The following is a 13,636-nucleotide window of genomic DNA, read 5'->3' on the forward strand; positions in this document are numbered from 1 at the left end:
GTCGCTGGCGACGCCCCTCCCCGCGCGCCGCCGGCCGCGGATCAGACCGTGGCGATCCAGAACACGATCAGCAGGAGCGTGACGAGGAAGCCGGTCAGGAAGTTCAGCGCGAGGAAGCGCTTCCAGCCCGCGTTCGCCCGCTCCGCCTCGGCGTCCTCGAGCGATCGGTACGGCCAGATGCTCACCGCGTACGGCACCGCGAGGATCGCCGCGAGAGTCCCCGGCCAGGGCAGCAGGAGCAGGAGCAGGCCGCTCGCGACGTAGGCGGCGATGGCGAAGCGCGTGGTCGCCTTCGCTCCGATCACGGTCGCGATCGAGCCGATGCCGCCCGCGCGGTCGGCCAGGATGTCCTGCACCGCGCCGAAGGCGTGGCTCGCGATCCCCCAGAGGAAGAACGCCACGAGCAGCGCCACCAGAGGTCCGGTGACCACGGTGCCCGCGAGGGCGATCCCGTAGACGGCCGGGCTGACGAAGTGGGTCGCCGAGGTCAGCGAGTCGACGAACGGGCGCTCCTTGAAGCGGAGCCCCGGCGCACTGTAGGCGATCACGGCGAAGACGCTGATCGCGAGGACCAGCCACGAGACCGGTGACCCGAGCAGCACGAGCGCCACCAGGAACGGCACGTTCGTGGCCACCGCCGCGATCAGCGTCGCGCGGTGCTCGCTCCGGTCGAGCACGGCGCCCTCGACGCCGCCCTTGCGGGGGTTCCGCAGGTCGGACTCGTAGTCGAAGACGTCGTTGATCCCGTACATCGCGAGGTTGTAGGGGATGAGGAAGTAGATCGTGCCGAGCACGAAGGCGAGGTCGATCTCGCGGGTGGTCAGCAGGTACGCCGCCGCGAACGGGTAGGCGGTGTTGACCCAGCTCAGCGGGCGGCTCGAGACGAACAGCGCGCGCAGCCGGTTCACGGCTCGCTCCGACGACGCGAGGGCAGGAGCACCCAGAGCGCCGGGAGGGCGAGGGCCGCGGCGATCGCGTAGGCGAAGTCCTCGATCGGAGCGACGCCGATCCGGATCCCCGAGATCAGGTCGTCGTCGTAGGCGACCAGCAGGCCCACTCCGATCATGATGTTGTCGAAGACGGCGGTCATCACCAGCAGCACGGCGAGCGTGCCGAGGACGGCGGGCAGGCGCAGGACGCGTCGGCGCAGCGCGAGCAGCAGCAGCACCAGCACCACCGCGAGGAACACGGCGTTGAGGAGGAGGTAGGTCACGCGCGCGCCTCCGCCCGCCGGGAGACGCGCTGCGAGAGGAAGCCGTGCACGTCCATCGTCAGGTAGCAGAGCAGGGTGAGGAAGAGGACCTCCTCGACCGGGAGCTCCGGCGCGATCTGCAGGCCGGTCATGTAGGAGGTCTCGCCGCGGAAGAAGACGCCCAGGCCGATCCCCACGAGGTCCCAGACCAGGAAGAACGCGACTCCCACGGGCAGCACGATCGCCGCGCGTCGCGCGTCCGCCCAGAAGAACAGCCGGAAGCGGCGGTCGAGCACGATCATCCCGGTGATCGAGACGAGGAGCGCGAGCAGGTAGAGGATCCCCACGCCTACTCCCCCACGGCGACGGGCGCGACCGGAGCGGACGGCGCCTCCCGCACGGGCAGCGGCTCGGTCGACACGTCGCCGCGCACGCGCTTGAGCATGACCTCGGCGCTGATGATGCACATCGGCAGGCCGATGCCGGGGATCGTGGAGCTGCCGGCGAAGAGCAGGCCGTCGACGTGCCGGCTGACGTTCCCGGCGCGGAAGAAGGCGCTCTGCGAGAGGACGTGGGCCGGTCCGAGCATCGAGCCGCGCCAGGCGCCGAGGTCGCTCTCGAAGTCGGCCGGGCCGATGGTGCGGCGGACGACGATCCGCTCGGCCAGGTCGGTCGCGCCGGTCCAGGACGCGATCTGCGCGATGGCCTGGTCGGCGATGGCCTCGACGCGCGCGTCGCCCGCGCCGTCGACTCCGCCGTGGCCGATCGAGGTGTCGGCGGGGATCGGCACGAGCACGAACAGGTTCTCGTGCCCCTCCGGAGCCGTGCTCGCGTCGGTCGCGCTCGGGCGGCAGACGTAGATCGACGCGGGATCGGGGACGGTCGGGTGCTCGCCGAAGATCTTGTCGAAGTTGTCGCGCCAGTCCTTCGTGAAGAGCAGGGTGTGGTGCTCGAGCTCGGGCAGCTCCCCGCGCACGCCCAGGAGGACGAGGACGGCGCTCGGGCCGGGCTCGCGCTTCTCCCAGTAGGCGGGCGGGTAGGTCCGCAGCTCCTCGGGGAGGAGCGACTGCTCGGTGGTGAAGAGGTCGGAGGCGTTGACGACCAGGTCGGCGGGGATCCGCTCCGTGCCGTCGGGGCCCGTGAACTCGACTCCGACGACCTCGGCGCCGCGGCGTCCGCCGCGGGGCGAGCGGGCGGTGAGGATCCGCGTCGCGGGCGAGGACGTGCGGACGGTGACGCCGGCCTCCTCGGCGACGTCGGCGACCGCCTCGATCAGCTTCGTGAATCCGCCCATCGGATAGAGCACGCCGTCGGCGAGGTCGAGGTGGCTCATCAGGTGGTACATGCTCGGCGCGGCGAACGGCGAGGAGCCGAGGAAGACGGCCGGGTAGCCGAGGATCTGGCGCAGCCGGTTGTCGGTGACCGCCGTCGCCGCGAACGTGTCGAGCGGCGTGAGCAGCAGGCGGCCGAGCCTCCCGGTCCGGCTGAGCACGTCGCGGCGCAGCAGCGGGAGGAAGGAGGAGAAGCTCGTGTAGAGGAAGCGGCGCTTGGCCATCTCGTAGGTGTCGCGCGCGGAGTCGAGGTACGCGCGCATCCGCTCGCCCGCTCCGGGCTCGATGCTCTCGAAGAGCGCGAGGTTCGACTCGAGGTCGGCGAGCACGTCGATCGGCTCGTCGACGCCCTCGCTGTAGACCCGGTAGCCGGGGTCGAGCGTGACGAGGTCGAGGCGCTCCTCGGCGCTGGTGCCCATGAGGCGGAAGAAGTGGTCGAACACCTCGGGCATCAGGTACCAGGAGGGACCGGTGTCGAAGCGGAAGCCCTCGTGCTCCCACGAGCCGGCGCGGCCGCCGACGGCCTCGCGCGCCTCCAGGAGGGTCACGTCGTAGCCGTCGCGCGCGAGCAGCGCGGCGGAGGCGAGTCCGCCGATCCCCCCGCCGATGACGACGGCGCGGTGCGGGCCGGTCCTCGAGCGGGTCGCGCGGACGGGGCCGGGGCCCAGGCGCGGGCCGAGCGTCGACACGGCCGCCTTCGCCGCGAGCGCCGCCTTGGCGGCCGTGGGCACGCTGACGCGGGCGCGGAGGAGCTCCTCGGCGGGCGTCGCGCGGATCCGGTCGGCCAGGGCGGCGAAGAGGGAGTGGGCCAGCAGGACCGCGCGCCGGCTCGAGCGCGGGAGCTCGGGCACGATGGCGGCGGCCTCGGCGAGGTCGTCGTCGAGGTCGGCGAGCAGCGAGGCCTTGTCGCGCTCGGAGAACGCCCGCGGGTCGACTCCGGGGAAGTAGCTGCGGCCGAGGCCGTCGACGTCGGCGGCGAGATCGCGGAGGAAGTTGACCTTCTGGAACGCGGCGCCCAGGCGGCGCGCTCCGGCCACGAGCCGCTCGCAGGCAGCCTCGGAGACGAGCCCCGCGTCCGGCGCCGCGAGGAACACGTGCAGGCACATCAGCCCGACGACCTCGGCGGAGCCGTAGACGTAGGCCTCGAAGGACTCGGGGGTGTGCTCGGTCTCGCGGAGGTCGGCGCGCATCGACGCGAAGAACGGCCGGGTGAGCTCGGTGCCGAATCCGGTCGCCCGCGCGGTCCGAGCGAAGGCGTGGATCACGAGGTTGGAGCTGTAGCCGGAGGCGAGCGCGCGCTCGGTCTCGGCCTCGAAGGCGTCGAGGGACTCCTCCACCGCGGCCCGGTCGAGACGGGCCTCCTCGGCGACGCCGTCGACGATCTCGTCGGCGACGCGCACGAGGGCGTAGACGTCCTCCACCCGCTCGCGGACGCCCGGGGCTAGCAGACGCGTGGCCAGCCCGAAGGAGGTGGAGTAGCGGCGGATCACCTGCGCGGACGACTCGTGCGCGACGCGGTCGTACAGTTCGCTCTGGCGGCTCATCGTGCCACCGTACGGGGGCTCGGCCGGGCGGAGCGCATCGTCGCGCGCATCCGCGCGTGGCGGACAGCGCTCATCGGGTGCGCCCGACCACGCTGGCCACGAGCGGGCGGACCTCGTTGCGGAAGGCCTCCGACACCGCGGGGGTCTCCAGCGCCGCCCAGGCGCGGTCGGCGAACTGGTTCGCGAGCCCCTCGGCGTAGCTGCGGGCGCCGCACTCCTCGAGGATGCCGCGCACCTTCTCCGCGGTCTCGGGCGCGAGGTGCTCGTCGCCGATCAGCGCCTCGATGTCGGGCCAGCAGTCCGTGCCGGCCGCGTGGGCGATGAGGACGGTGCGCTTGCCCTCGCGGAGGTCGCCCAGCGTGGTCTTGCCGGTCTGCCCCTCCGAGCCGAAGACGCCGAGCAGGTCGTCGACGATCTGGTAGGCGATGCCGATCCAGCGGCCGAACTCGCCGAGCGCGTCCACCGCGGCGTCCGAGGCCCCCGCGAGGATCGCTCCGGCCTGCAGCGGCGCCTCGAAGGAGTAGACGGCCGTCTTGAGGCGCTCCATCTCGAGCACCTCGTCGACCGAGGGCATGCCCGGCATGAGGGAGAAGTCCACATCGGCCAGCTCACCCGCGGCGGAGGCGAAGACGGCCTCGTCGAGCAGGGTGAGCAGGCGGGCCCGCACGCCGTCGGAGGCGCCGACGCCCTCGACGAGGCGGTGGGCGCCGGTGAGGGCGAGGTCCCCGGCGATCACGGCCACCGAGGTGCCGCGGTGCTCGGCGATCGGGATGGAGAGGCCCGCGGTCGTCGCCTCGTCGCGGTAGCTGCCCGAGACGTTCGGGCCGCCGCGGCGCACGAAGTCGCGGTCGATCACGTCGTCGTGCACGATCAGCGCGGTGTGCAGCAGCTCGAACGCCGCGCCGAGATGGGCGGCGGCCTCCGGATCCTGGCCGCCGTGGGCCTCGTACGCCGAGATCACCATCAGCGGGCGGAAGCGCTTGCCGCCGCGGGTGTTGGCCTCCAGCGTCTGCCAGAGGGTCAGGTAGCGGGGTCCGAGACGCACCGCCCGGGACCTCGCCAACGAGAAGAACCTGTCCAGGACGGCATCGACGTGCTCCTGCCTCAACCGGGACAGAACCACGGGGTCGCGCGTATCCACGTGGGAAGGCTAACAAAGGGGAGAACCAGGACGATAAGCCGGCTGATGTGTTGCGGCGTGCTTGACTTGCGGGTATGACTTCGCCAGCCGCCACTGTGCAGACGGACCGGATCGAGCAGGTGGTCCTCCTCGACGAGGCCGGGAACGCCGTGGGGGTCGCCGACAAGGCGACCGTGCACGACACGGCCACTCCCCTGCACCTCGCGTTCTCCTGCCACGTCTTCTCCCCGGACGGCGCGCTGCTGGTGACCCGCCGCGCACTCGAGAAGCGCACCTGGCCGGGCGTCTGGACCAACTCCTTCTGCGGGCACCCCGCCCCGGGCGAGCGGATCGAGGACGCCGTCGTCCGCCGGGCCGAGCGCGAGCTCGGCGCCCGGCTGGCCACGCTGGAGGTCGCCCTGCCGGACTTCCGCTACCGCGCGGTCGACGCGTCCGGCGTCGTCGAGAACGAGATCTGCCCCGTCTACACGGCGACGCTGTCGAGCCGCGACGCCCTCGATCCGCGCCTCGACGAGGTCATGGACTACGAGTGGGTCGACGCCGAGGCGACGCTCGCCGCCGTCCGCTCGACCCCCTGGGCGTTCTCCCCCTGGCTCGTGCTGCAGCTCCCCCGCCTGCTGGGCTGACCCCCGCGCCCTGATCCCTGCGCCGGAGTCAGTCGGTGTAGACGTCCGTGCGGTGGAAGTTGAGCGCCGACCGCGACGCGGTCGGACCGCGCTGGCCCTGGTACCGCGAGCTGTACTCCGCCGAGCCGTAGGGCTTCTCGGCGGGCGAGCTGAGGCGGAAGAAGCACATCTGGCCGATCTTCATCCCCGGCCAGAGCGTGATGGGGAGCGTCGCGACGTTGCTGAGCTCGAGGGTGACGTGGCCGGTGAAGCCCGGATCGATGAACCCGGCGGTCGAGTGGGTCAGCAGTCCGAGCCGTCCGAGCGAGCTCTTGCCCTCGAGGCGCGCCGCGATGTCGTCCGGCAGCGACACCTCCTCGTAGGTCGAGCCGAGCACGAACTCTCCCGGGTGGAGGATGAACGGCTCGCCCTGCGGCGTCTCGACCAAGCGGGTCAGCTCGGGCTGGTCCTCGGCCGGATCGATGTACGGGTAGCGGTGGTTGTCGAACAGCCGGAAGAAGCGGTCGAGGCGCACATCGACGGACGACGGCTGCAGCATCGACGGATCGTGCGGGGCGAGCCCCACGCGGCCGGAGGCGAGTTCGAGCGAGATGTCGCGGTCGGAGAGGAGCACGCTGCGATCCTAGGGCGTGGCGCGACCCGGGGGCATGGGCCGGCTCCGGGCCTTGCTACGATGTCCTGGTGCGCCCGAGCGGCGCCACGCGAGTGTAGTTCAATGGTAGAACTTCTGCTTCCCAAGCAGATGGCGCGGGTTCGATTCCCGTCACTCGCTCTCCTCCCCCCCTCGTCTGCGGCCGGTCCTCCGGCCCGACGCGAGCGGCTCCTCCTCCAGCGCTGCAGCGGCGTCCGGCAGCGCAGCGGCGTTTGTCAGCCCAGCGGTATCCGTCAGCCCAGCAGCGGCAGCCGCCCGACGATCCTGTCGATCCGGTTCCTCGGCCCCACCAGGCTGACCGCGAGGTACTGCAGCTCGTCGGAGCCGCTCGCCGCCACCGCCTCCCGGTACTCGTCGTACACCCGGGTGGCCTGCGCGGACGCGGGCATGTCGGCGACGAACGTCCCGTCGTGCGCCTCGGCCTTCGCGCGGATCGCGAGCAGGGTCGCCGCGTCGGCGGCGAGGACCGTGCAGCCGGCCCACGGCAGACCGGGATGCAGCGATCCGGACGCGTCGGCGGGGCTCGGTCCGAGCAGCCCCGCGACGTGCGCGGCCGTCGCGGCGCCCACGCAGATCGCGGCGTTCACGGCGCGGCCGGCGGGGAGGGACTCGTCGACGACGACCACCCACTTGAGGCGGGCCGAGCGGGTGGGCGCGGCGGTGTCGATCTCGTCGGGGTGGAAGCCGACGGCGTCGGGGGCGGGGATGGTCATGATGCTCCTCGGTTCGTGCGCAGTGACGTCACGAACAGTAGGCAGGAGGGCTCCCCTTAGGCAGGATCTCCGTATGAACGACCAGCAGAACGGCCCAGGAGCGGCACTCGACGAACTCGACGTCCGGATCCTGCAGGTCCTGCAGTCGGATGCACGGATCACGAACCGTGACCTCGCAGCCGCCGTGCACGTCTCGCCGACCACCGCCCTCGACCGCACGAGGAGCCTCCGGCGCCGCGGCGTGATCACCGGCGCGACGCTCACTCTCGACTTCGCGGCCCTCGGGCGCGGCGTGCAGGCGCTGATCGCGGTCCGCATCCGTCCGCCGTCGCGCGAGATCATCGAGGCCTTCCGCGACTGGGTCGCCGGCCTCGACGAGACGGTCGGCGTGTTCGTCACCTCCGGCTCGGAGGACTTCATCATCCACGTCGCCGTCCGCGACAACCAGGACCTCTACGCCTTCGTCATCGACGAGCTGACGCAGCGCCGCGAGGTCGCCGACGTGCGCACCTCGGTCGTCTACGAGCACTTGCGCGAGCAGGTCGTCCTGCCGCTGAAGCCGCACGGCTGCGCGGAGCGGTGAGGCGCCCGCGCGGCGTTTCGACGCGACACGCCGGGCGGATCCGCGGCAGCGCGCGGGATCGCGGGACGCAGAGGGCAGGGTGGAGGGGTGACAGAGCTCGTCCAGATCCCGTCGCCGGGCGTCGCCCTCGAGTACGGGCACCCCGGCCGGCCCGTGGTGGTCGTGCTGCACGACGTGTTCGGGCGCCTGCCGTGGCTGGAGCCGTTCGCCGAGGCCGTGGCGAAGCACGGCTACCACGTGCTCGTGCCCGACCTCTACGACGGCTGGGCCACGCTCGCCCCGGAGGACGCGCGCGACCTCGCCGCGATGGCCGCGCAGGACCGCACCCTCGCCGCCGTCGCCGAGGCGGTCGGCACCGGAGTCGCGGCCGGGGCGCCGCGCAGCGCCGTCATCGGCTTCGGCTTCGGCGGCCGCCTCGGGCTGCTCGCCGCGGGCACCGGGCTCGTGGACGCGGTGGTCGCGTACTACGCCACCCTCGGTGCGGAGGAGCACGTGCTGGTCCCGTGCCCCACCCTCCTGCACTACGCGCAGAGCGACGAGTGGCCCGCGGGCGACGACCCGGAGTCGTTCGTCGGGCGGCTGAAGGAGTCGGGGACGCCGGTCACGGCGCACACCTACCCGGACACGCAGCGGCACTTCGCGAACGGCAACCTGCGCGACGCGGTCAGCCCCGCCTCCGCGGCGCTCGCCTACGCGCGGACGCTCTCGTTCCTCAATCCGCAGCTCATCGACACCTGAGCTCAGCCCTGCACGTCGTGCAGGTGGTGCTGGACGTCGTGCAGGTAGTAGCGGGCGATCGTGTCGACCGTGAACGCCGCGCCGTCGCTGCGGCGGCCTCGGCGCTGCCACTGGGCACCGGCGACGGAGTCGAACACCTCGGCGATGCGCTCAGCCGCCTCGACCAGCTCGCGGCCGACCGTCGCGGGGTCCTGCTGGTCGTAGCGCTCCTCCACGGCGGTGACGTCCTGGTCCCAGTTGGGGTAGAGCGGGTCGTCGCCGGCGAGCATCAGCTGCACGCGGGTGCGGTAGACGCGGTGCACGTCGCGCACGTGCGCGGCGTACTCGAGCGGCGACCAGGTCTCGTCGTCGGGCCGGCCCGCCGCGTCGTCGCGGTCGAGCACGTAGGGCCAGGCGGCGGCGTTCTCGCGGATGAGCTCGGCGACCTCGTCGGCGTCGACGAGCGAGGCGTCGAAACCGCACTCGAGGCACGGGCGCTCGAGGACCCAGGTCCAGTCCTTGGTGTCGGGAGTGATCGGCATGGCACCAGAGTAGGGCGCCGCCGGATCAGCAGCGCGTCGGGGTCCCCTGCACGGCGCCGCGCTCGCCGTCGGCCGTCCACGGGAGCCGGGGCAGGCCCTCGGCTCCCGCCGCGGCTCCCTGCTCGACCGCGATGGCGGCCAGGGTGCGGGCGACCGTCGCGGCGAAGTCGCCGCCGGGCGTCGAGCTGTTGATCGAGACGGCCACGGTCAGGCCCGAGACCGGGTCGGAGTAGGCCGCGGTGACGAAGCCGGGCGCGAGGCCCGAGAAGCCGCGGAGGGGTCCCGCCTCGTGCCCGCCGAGCCCGGCGCGGAGGTAGTCGGCGCGGCCCTGGCCCTGGACGACCGGATCCTGCCACATGGCGTCGCCCGCGGGATCGGCCGCGAGACCAATCGCCAGCCGCCGGAGGTCCTCCAGATCGGTCAGCGCTCCGCCCGCGGCGCCGAGCGCGGACGGGGACGCGGCGGTGACGTCGAGCCGCACGTCGCAGCGCTTCTCCCCGGTCGCCGGGTCCAGCGCGACCGCGTAGCCGCGGGGGGACGGAGCGGGCAGGTCGACCTCGGAGGCGTCTGGCAGCTCCGTGCTGCGCAGCCCGTACCGCGGCACCACGTACTGGTCGTAGAGCTCCCCGATGCTCCGACCGGTCACCTGCGCGGCGACGATGCCGGCGAGCAGCGGACCGGTGGCGGAGTCGGACCACGCCGCTCCGGGCTCGGCCGAGGCGCCGCGCACCTGGGCCGCGGCGAGCAGCTCGAGCGTCGGCCACTGCCGCGGGGGGTTCTGGAGCACGGTCGGCCAGAGCGCCGAGCGGAAGTCGGCCAGGCCGGAGGTGTGCGCGCAGAGCTCGCGCAGCGTGAGGCCGTCGATGCCGGGCAGGGAGCGCAGCGTCTCGCCGACGTCGGCGTCGAGGTCGACCCGGCCGGAGTCGGCGAGGGCGAGGACCACGTCGCAGGTCATCGCCTCGGTGCCGCCGGTGCCGAGCCGCAGGTGCGCGTCGGTGGTGAGGGCGGTGGTGCGCTCGTCCGATTCCCAGCCGACCGCGCCCTCCCAGCTGCCGCCCCACGGCGACCAGACCCCGGCGACCGCTCCGGTCGCGCCGGCGACGCCGACCGTCTCGTCGAGGAACCCCGACAGGGCGGAGGCGAGCTCCTCCGACGCCGCCTGCGCGGGAGCCTCCGCCACGCGCGAGGCGGCGGCGGGCGTGCAGCCGGCCAGTGCGAGCACGAGGACCGGGACGACGAGCAGCCCCGTCCGCGTCCGTCTGCGAGATCCCATGCCGTGCGACTCCCCCGTCGTCTGCGAACGGCACCACTGTACGGGGGCTCCGTCGGGCCGGAGAGGGCCGCTGAGCGCCCGATCGCGATTCGTGTCCTGACCGTGACCGGCGGAGTCCACCCCGTTCCCAAACCGGCAGGCGCCCGGTTACGAAGAGAGGGAGTACAGCGCAGAGGCGCTGCTCGAAGGAGGTAAGAGACCATGCGCAGATCCCCCAATCGACTGCTGGCGACTCTCTTCGGAGCCGTCTACGTCGTCGTCGGGCTGCTCGGCTTCGTCGTGACCGGAGGCGTGCAGTTCCTCTCGACCGAAGGCGGGCTCCTGCTCGGCATCTTCGAGGTGAACCCGCTGCACAACATCGCCCACCTGCTCATCGGAGGCGCGCTGCTGATCGCGGGCCTGTCGACCGTCGCCGCGGCGAAGACCGTCAACGTGACCGTCGGAGCGGTGTACCTGCTGCTCGGCATCGTCGGCTTCTTCCTGGTCGACACCGCTCTGAACGTGCTGGCGCTGAACACCGCCGACCACTTCCTGCACCTGGCCAGCGCGCTGGTGCTCCTGGGAGTCGGACTCGGCACCGAGAAGACGGCGAGGACGCGCACCACCGCGACCGCCTGACCCGGGCGGCACCCGCCGCCCCCCTCTACTCCGTCCGCCGTGGGCCCGCCGTTTTCCGCGGCGGACGGACTGAACGGCCCCGGACGACACGATGCGGTGTGTCGATCCGGGGCCTCCTCTTCTTCCTCGATTCAGCGAAGGAGCCGCTATGACCACCGTGGCCCGCTGCAACGCCGCTTTCGCCGGACTCGGCGCCGGGCTCGTCCACCTCTCGCTCGCCGCCGGCGGCGAGGGCGTGCAGGCTCCGGTGATCGGAGCGCTCGGTGCTGTCGAAATCCTCTGGGCGGTCCTCGTCCTGGCACGCGGCCGGATCGTCGTGCCGCGCTCCGCGCTGGTCGTCGCGGTCGCCTCCCTGGCGGCGTTCGCCCTCGCTCTGTCCCTCGGCGCACTCGCCGAGCCCCTCCCCGCGCTGGCCGCCGCGGTCCTCCAGCTGATCGCGGTCGCCGTGGTGGCCGTCTCGCTCCGCTCTCCGCGCGTCGAGGAGAAGGCCGTCTCGCCGTCGCGAGCTCTCGTCGGACTCCTGGCCGGCGCGCTCACCGTCTCCGCCCTCGCCACCCCCGCCATGGCCGCCTCCTCGGGCGGCTCGGGCGACATGGGCGGGATGATGCACTCCGTCGTCGACCGCGGACACGGGCACTGACGCCCTCTGGTCCCAGCGGCTCCGCTCGGCTAAGGTAAGGCAGTCCTCAGTCGCCGAGGGAGGCCACCGTGTCGAACGTCATCCCGTTCTCCGAGGCCCTACGCCTGCGCATCGGGCAGTCCGGCGCGGACGACGAGGGCGCCGCCTTCATGACCTCGCTGATGACCGGCTCCGGCAGCCGCGACGACTACATCGCGCTCATCTCGCAGCACTACTTCGTCTACGAGGCCCTCGAGGCCGTGGCGGAGGACATGGCCGGCGATCCGGTCGCGGAGCCCTTCCTCTCGGCCAAGCTCACCCGGCTCCCCGCGATCGCGGAGGACCTGCGCTTCCTCGTCGGCGAGGACTGGCGCGAGCGCATCCGCCCGCTGCCCTCGACCAGCGCCTACGTCGACCGGATCCGCACCGTGGCCTCGGGCTGGAGCGGCGGCTTCGTCGCCCACCACTACACGCGCTACCTCGGTGACCTCTCCGGCTGCGCGATCGTCCGCGGGCTGCTGCAGCGGCGGTTCGGCTTCGAGACCAACGGCGTCGGCTTCTTCCTCTTCGGCGAGATCGCCGCACCGTCGGCCTTCCGCGCCACCTATCGCGAGCAGCTCGACGCCGCGGGCTGGGACGAGGAGGAGCGCGAGCGGGTCATCGCGGAGGTCGCGGAGGCGTACCGGCTGACGACGGAGCTGTTCCGCGATCTCGCCCGGACCTGCGCGGCGGCCTGAGGCCCCTGCTACCACGTCCTCCGCGGGGCGTCAGTCCGCGGACGCCTCCGCGACGGCGGCCGGCTCGGCTCGCCGTTCGGACATGAAGCGCAGCACGTCCTTGTCGACGATGATGTCGCTCGGCCGGAGCGGCCGCGTCAGGTAGAGCCCCTCGAGGCTCGTGATGCGGCTGAGCGCCACGTAGGTCTGCCCGGGGGCGAAGGCGCGCTGCCCGAGGTCGACCACGGCGGAGTCGTAGGTCTTGCCCTGCGACTTGTGGATCGTGACCGCCCACGCCAGGCGGAGCGGGAACTGCGCGAACTCGGCGACGATCTCGCGGGTGAGCTTCTTCGTCGCGGCGGAGTAGGAGTAGCGGTAGCGCTCCCAGGTCGCGGGCTCGACCTCGTGGACCTCGCCGTCCACCTCGACCCACACCGTCCCCGCGACCTTCGTCACACGGCCGATCGTGCCGTTCACCCAGCGCTGCTCGGAGTCGTTGCGCAGGAACATCACGTGCGCGCCGATCTTGAGCTCGAGGTTCTGGTCCGCTGGATAGGCACGCCCTCCGAAGTCGCCGCTGATCTCGGCCGACGCGGTCTTCAGCGGGCCCTTCAGCCGCGCGAGCGCCGCCTGGTTGATGCGGTTGACCGTGTCGTTGCGGGTCGCGAGCGTGATCGCGTCGTCGGCCGGAGGCGTCCGCGCGCCCGCCGCGTTCAGCACGTCGGCGATCTCCTTCGTCACCATGCCGAAGCGGACCGCGTTGAGCATCCACTTGAAGCGCTCGTCGCTCTGCCGGTGGATCCGGCCGAGCTCGACGATCCGCAGCGGCGCCTCCTGCCAGACGAGGGCGTCGAAGAACCACAGCGAGCGGTAGCGGTCGGCGAAGTAGGCGCGCTCCTCCGGATCGCCGGGAACGGGTGCGAGCTGGAACGGGTCGCCGAAGAGGACGACCTGCACGCCCCCGAACGGCTCGGAGCGCCGCTGCCGCGCCTGCCGGAGGCTGCGGTCGATCCCGTCGAGCAGGTCGGCGTTGACCATGGAGATCTCGTCGATGACGAGCGTGTCGATGGTGTTGAGGAGCTTGCGCAGCTCGGGCGGCTGGTCGAGGTCGGAGTCGGCGATGACGCCGATCGGCAGTCGGAAGAGCGAGTGGATGGTCTGGCCGCCGACGTTCAGCGCCGCGACGCCGGTGGGGGCGCAGATGACGATCTGCTTGTCGGTGTTCCAGCTCAGGTGGTTGAGCAGGGTGGACTTGCCCGTGCCCGCGCGACCCGTGACGAACAGGTGCTCGCGCGTGTTCTCGATGAGGTCGAAGACCCGCTGCTGCTCGTCGGAGAGGGTCGGCTGAGTCACCGCTCCACTGTACCCG

General features: G+C 72.4%; 16 protein-coding genes and 1 tRNA gene. 7 read left to right on the top strand and 10 right to left on the bottom strand.

Going from position 1 to position 13,636, the window contains the following annotated elements; all coding sequences use genetic code 11:
* Positions 1–41: 41 nt before the first annotated feature.
* From C5C35_RS06190 to C5C35_RS06210, 5 genes are all read right to left on the bottom strand, one after another.
* Positions 42–908, bottom strand: a complete 867-nt coding sequence (locus tag C5C35_RS06190) for a prenyltransferase (RefSeq protein ID WP_104222892.1) — start codon at positions 906–908, stop codon at positions 42–44.
* Positions 905–1,213, bottom strand: coding sequence for a lycopene cyclase domain-containing protein (locus C5C35_RS06195; protein WP_104222893.1), 309 nt, complete (start codon positions 1,211–1,213; stop codon positions 905–907). Before C5C35_RS06195 ends, C5C35_RS06190 begins: the two co-directional genes overlap by 4 nt.
* Complete coding sequence (locus tag C5C35_RS06200) at positions 1,210–1,539, bottom strand: lycopene cyclase domain-containing protein (RefSeq protein ID WP_104255346.1); 330 nt, start codon at positions 1,537–1,539, stop codon at positions 1,210–1,212. Before C5C35_RS06200 ends, C5C35_RS06195 begins: the two co-directional genes overlap by 4 nt.
* Positions 1,540–1,541: 2 nt before the next feature.
* Entirely contained in the window at positions 1,542–4,067 is a 2,526-nt protein-coding gene (gene crtI, locus C5C35_RS06205; protein WP_104262760.1) for a phytoene desaturase family protein, read from the bottom strand.
* 70 nt (positions 4,068–4,137) lie between these two features.
* Positions 4,138–5,112, bottom strand: a complete 975-nt coding sequence (locus C5C35_RS06210; RefSeq protein ID WP_244229492.1) for a polyprenyl synthetase family protein — start codon at positions 5,110–5,112, stop codon at positions 4,138–4,140.
* Positions 5,113–5,282: 170 nt separating this feature from the next.
* On the opposite strand from C5C35_RS06210, the gene idi reads away from it, so the two are divergent.
* Positions 5,283–5,834, top strand: a complete 552-nt coding sequence (gene idi, locus C5C35_RS06215) for an isopentenyl-diphosphate Delta-isomerase (protein WP_104222897.1) — start codon at positions 5,283–5,285, stop codon at positions 5,832–5,834.
* A gap of 28 nt (positions 5,835–5,862) precedes the next feature.
* Here idi and dcd read toward each other — a convergent pair whose 3' ends face one another.
* A complete protein-coding gene (dcd, locus tag C5C35_RS06220; protein ID WP_104222898.1) occupies positions 5,863–6,447 on the bottom strand; it encodes a dCTP deaminase in 585 nt (194 codons plus the stop codon).
* 88 nt (positions 6,448–6,535) lie between these two features.
* Between dcd and C5C35_RS06225 the strand changes: the two genes are divergently transcribed.
* Positions 6,536–6,606 (top strand) — tRNA-Gly (locus C5C35_RS06225).
* Between the two features lie 113 nt (positions 6,607–6,719).
* Here C5C35_RS06225 and C5C35_RS06230 read toward each other — a convergent pair.
* On the bottom strand, positions 6,720–7,199 hold the full coding sequence (locus C5C35_RS06230; RefSeq protein WP_104222899.1) for a DUF2000 domain-containing protein: 480 nt from the start codon (positions 7,197–7,199) through the stop codon (positions 6,720–6,722).
* A 73-nt stretch (positions 7,200–7,272) separates the two neighbouring features.
* Here C5C35_RS06230 and C5C35_RS06235 point away from each other — a divergent pair, with 73 nt between their 5' ends.
* Both C5C35_RS06235 and C5C35_RS06240 read left to right on the top strand, forming a co-directional pair.
* A complete protein-coding gene (locus C5C35_RS06235) occupies positions 7,273–7,782 on the top strand; it encodes an Lrp/AsnC family transcriptional regulator (RefSeq protein ID WP_104262761.1) in 510 nt (169 codons plus the stop codon).
* An 87-nt stretch (positions 7,783–7,869) separates the two neighbouring features.
* Entirely contained in the window at positions 7,870–8,520 is a 651-nt protein-coding gene (locus C5C35_RS06240; RefSeq protein WP_104237610.1) for a dienelactone hydrolase family protein, read from the top strand.
* A gap of 2 nt (positions 8,521–8,522) precedes the next feature.
* Here the strand turns inward: C5C35_RS06240 and C5C35_RS06245 are convergent, their stop codons facing one another.
* Together C5C35_RS06245 and C5C35_RS06250 are read right to left on the bottom strand one after the other, a co-directional pair.
* Positions 8,523–9,041, bottom strand: a complete 519-nt coding sequence (locus C5C35_RS06245; RefSeq protein WP_104262762.1) for a DinB family protein — start codon at positions 9,039–9,041, stop codon at positions 8,523–8,525.
* A gap of 25 nt (positions 9,042–9,066) precedes the next feature.
* Positions 9,067–10,314 (bottom strand): serine hydrolase, encoded by a 1,248-nt coding sequence (locus tag C5C35_RS06250; protein ID WP_104246934.1) that lies wholly within the window; start codon positions 10,312–10,314, stop codon positions 9,067–9,069.
* 201 nt (positions 10,315–10,515) lie between these two features.
* On the opposite strand from C5C35_RS06250, the gene C5C35_RS06255 reads away from it, so the two are divergent.
* The 3 genes from C5C35_RS06255 (at position 10,516) to C5C35_RS06265 (ending at position 12,288) form a co-directional block, all read left to right on the top strand.
* Positions 10,516–10,932, top strand: a complete 417-nt coding sequence (locus C5C35_RS06255) for a DUF4383 domain-containing protein (protein WP_104262763.1) — start codon at positions 10,516–10,518, stop codon at positions 10,930–10,932.
* A 148-nt stretch (positions 10,933–11,080) separates the two neighbouring features.
* Positions 11,081–11,572, top strand: a complete 492-nt coding sequence (locus tag C5C35_RS06260) for a hypothetical protein (RefSeq protein WP_104262764.1) — start codon at positions 11,081–11,083, stop codon at positions 11,570–11,572.
* 68 nt (positions 11,573–11,640) lie between these two features.
* The gene (locus C5C35_RS06265; protein ID WP_104226125.1) at positions 11,641–12,288 is read left to right on the top strand and encodes a heme oxygenase (biliverdin-producing); all 648 of its coding nucleotides are present in this window, start codon (positions 11,641–11,643) and stop codon (positions 12,286–12,288) included.
* Positions 12,289–12,318: 30 nt separating this feature from the next.
* On the opposite strand, the gene C5C35_RS06270 is transcribed toward C5C35_RS06265, so the two are convergent.
* Positions 12,319–13,620 (bottom strand): ATP-dependent RecD-like DNA helicase, encoded by a 1,302-nt coding sequence (locus tag C5C35_RS06270; RefSeq protein ID WP_104222908.1) that lies wholly within the window; start codon positions 13,618–13,620, stop codon positions 12,319–12,321.
* Positions 13,621–13,636 lie beyond the last annotated feature (16 nt).

The organism is Rathayibacter sp. AY1F8 (genome assembly GCF_002932165.1).
Lineage (GTDB): Bacteria > Actinomycetota > Actinomycetes > Actinomycetales > Microbacteriaceae > Rathayibacter.

Excerpts from the sequence above, each read along its gene's own strand:
- crtI (WP_104262760.1), bottom strand. The coding sequence starts at position 4,067 with ATGAGCCGCCAGAGCGAACTGTACGACCGCGTCGCGCACGAGTCGTCC.
- idi (WP_104222897.1), top strand. The coding sequence starts at position 5,283 with ATGACTTCGCCAGCCGCCACTGTGCAGACGGACCGGATCGAGCAGGTG.
- C5C35_RS06230 (WP_104222899.1), bottom strand. The coding sequence starts at position 7,199 with ATGACCATCCCCGCCCCCGACGCCGTCGGCTTCCACCCCGACGAGATC.
- C5C35_RS06235 (WP_104262761.1), top strand. The coding sequence starts at position 7,273 with ATGAACGACCAGCAGAACGGCCCAGGAGCGGCACTCGACGAACTCGAC.
- C5C35_RS06245 (WP_104262762.1), bottom strand. The coding sequence starts at position 9,041 with ATGCCGATCACTCCCGACACCAAGGACTGGACCTGGGTCCTCGAGCGC.
- C5C35_RS06250 (WP_104246934.1), bottom strand. The coding sequence starts at position 10,314 with ATGGGATCTCGCAGACGGACGCGGACGGGGCTGCTCGTCGTCCCGGTC.
- C5C35_RS06255 (WP_104262763.1), top strand. The coding sequence starts at position 10,516 with ATGCGCAGATCCCCCAATCGACTGCTGGCGACTCTCTTCGGAGCCGTC.
- C5C35_RS06260 (WP_104262764.1), top strand. The coding sequence starts at position 11,081 with ATGACCACCGTGGCCCGCTGCAACGCCGCTTTCGCCGGACTCGGCGCC.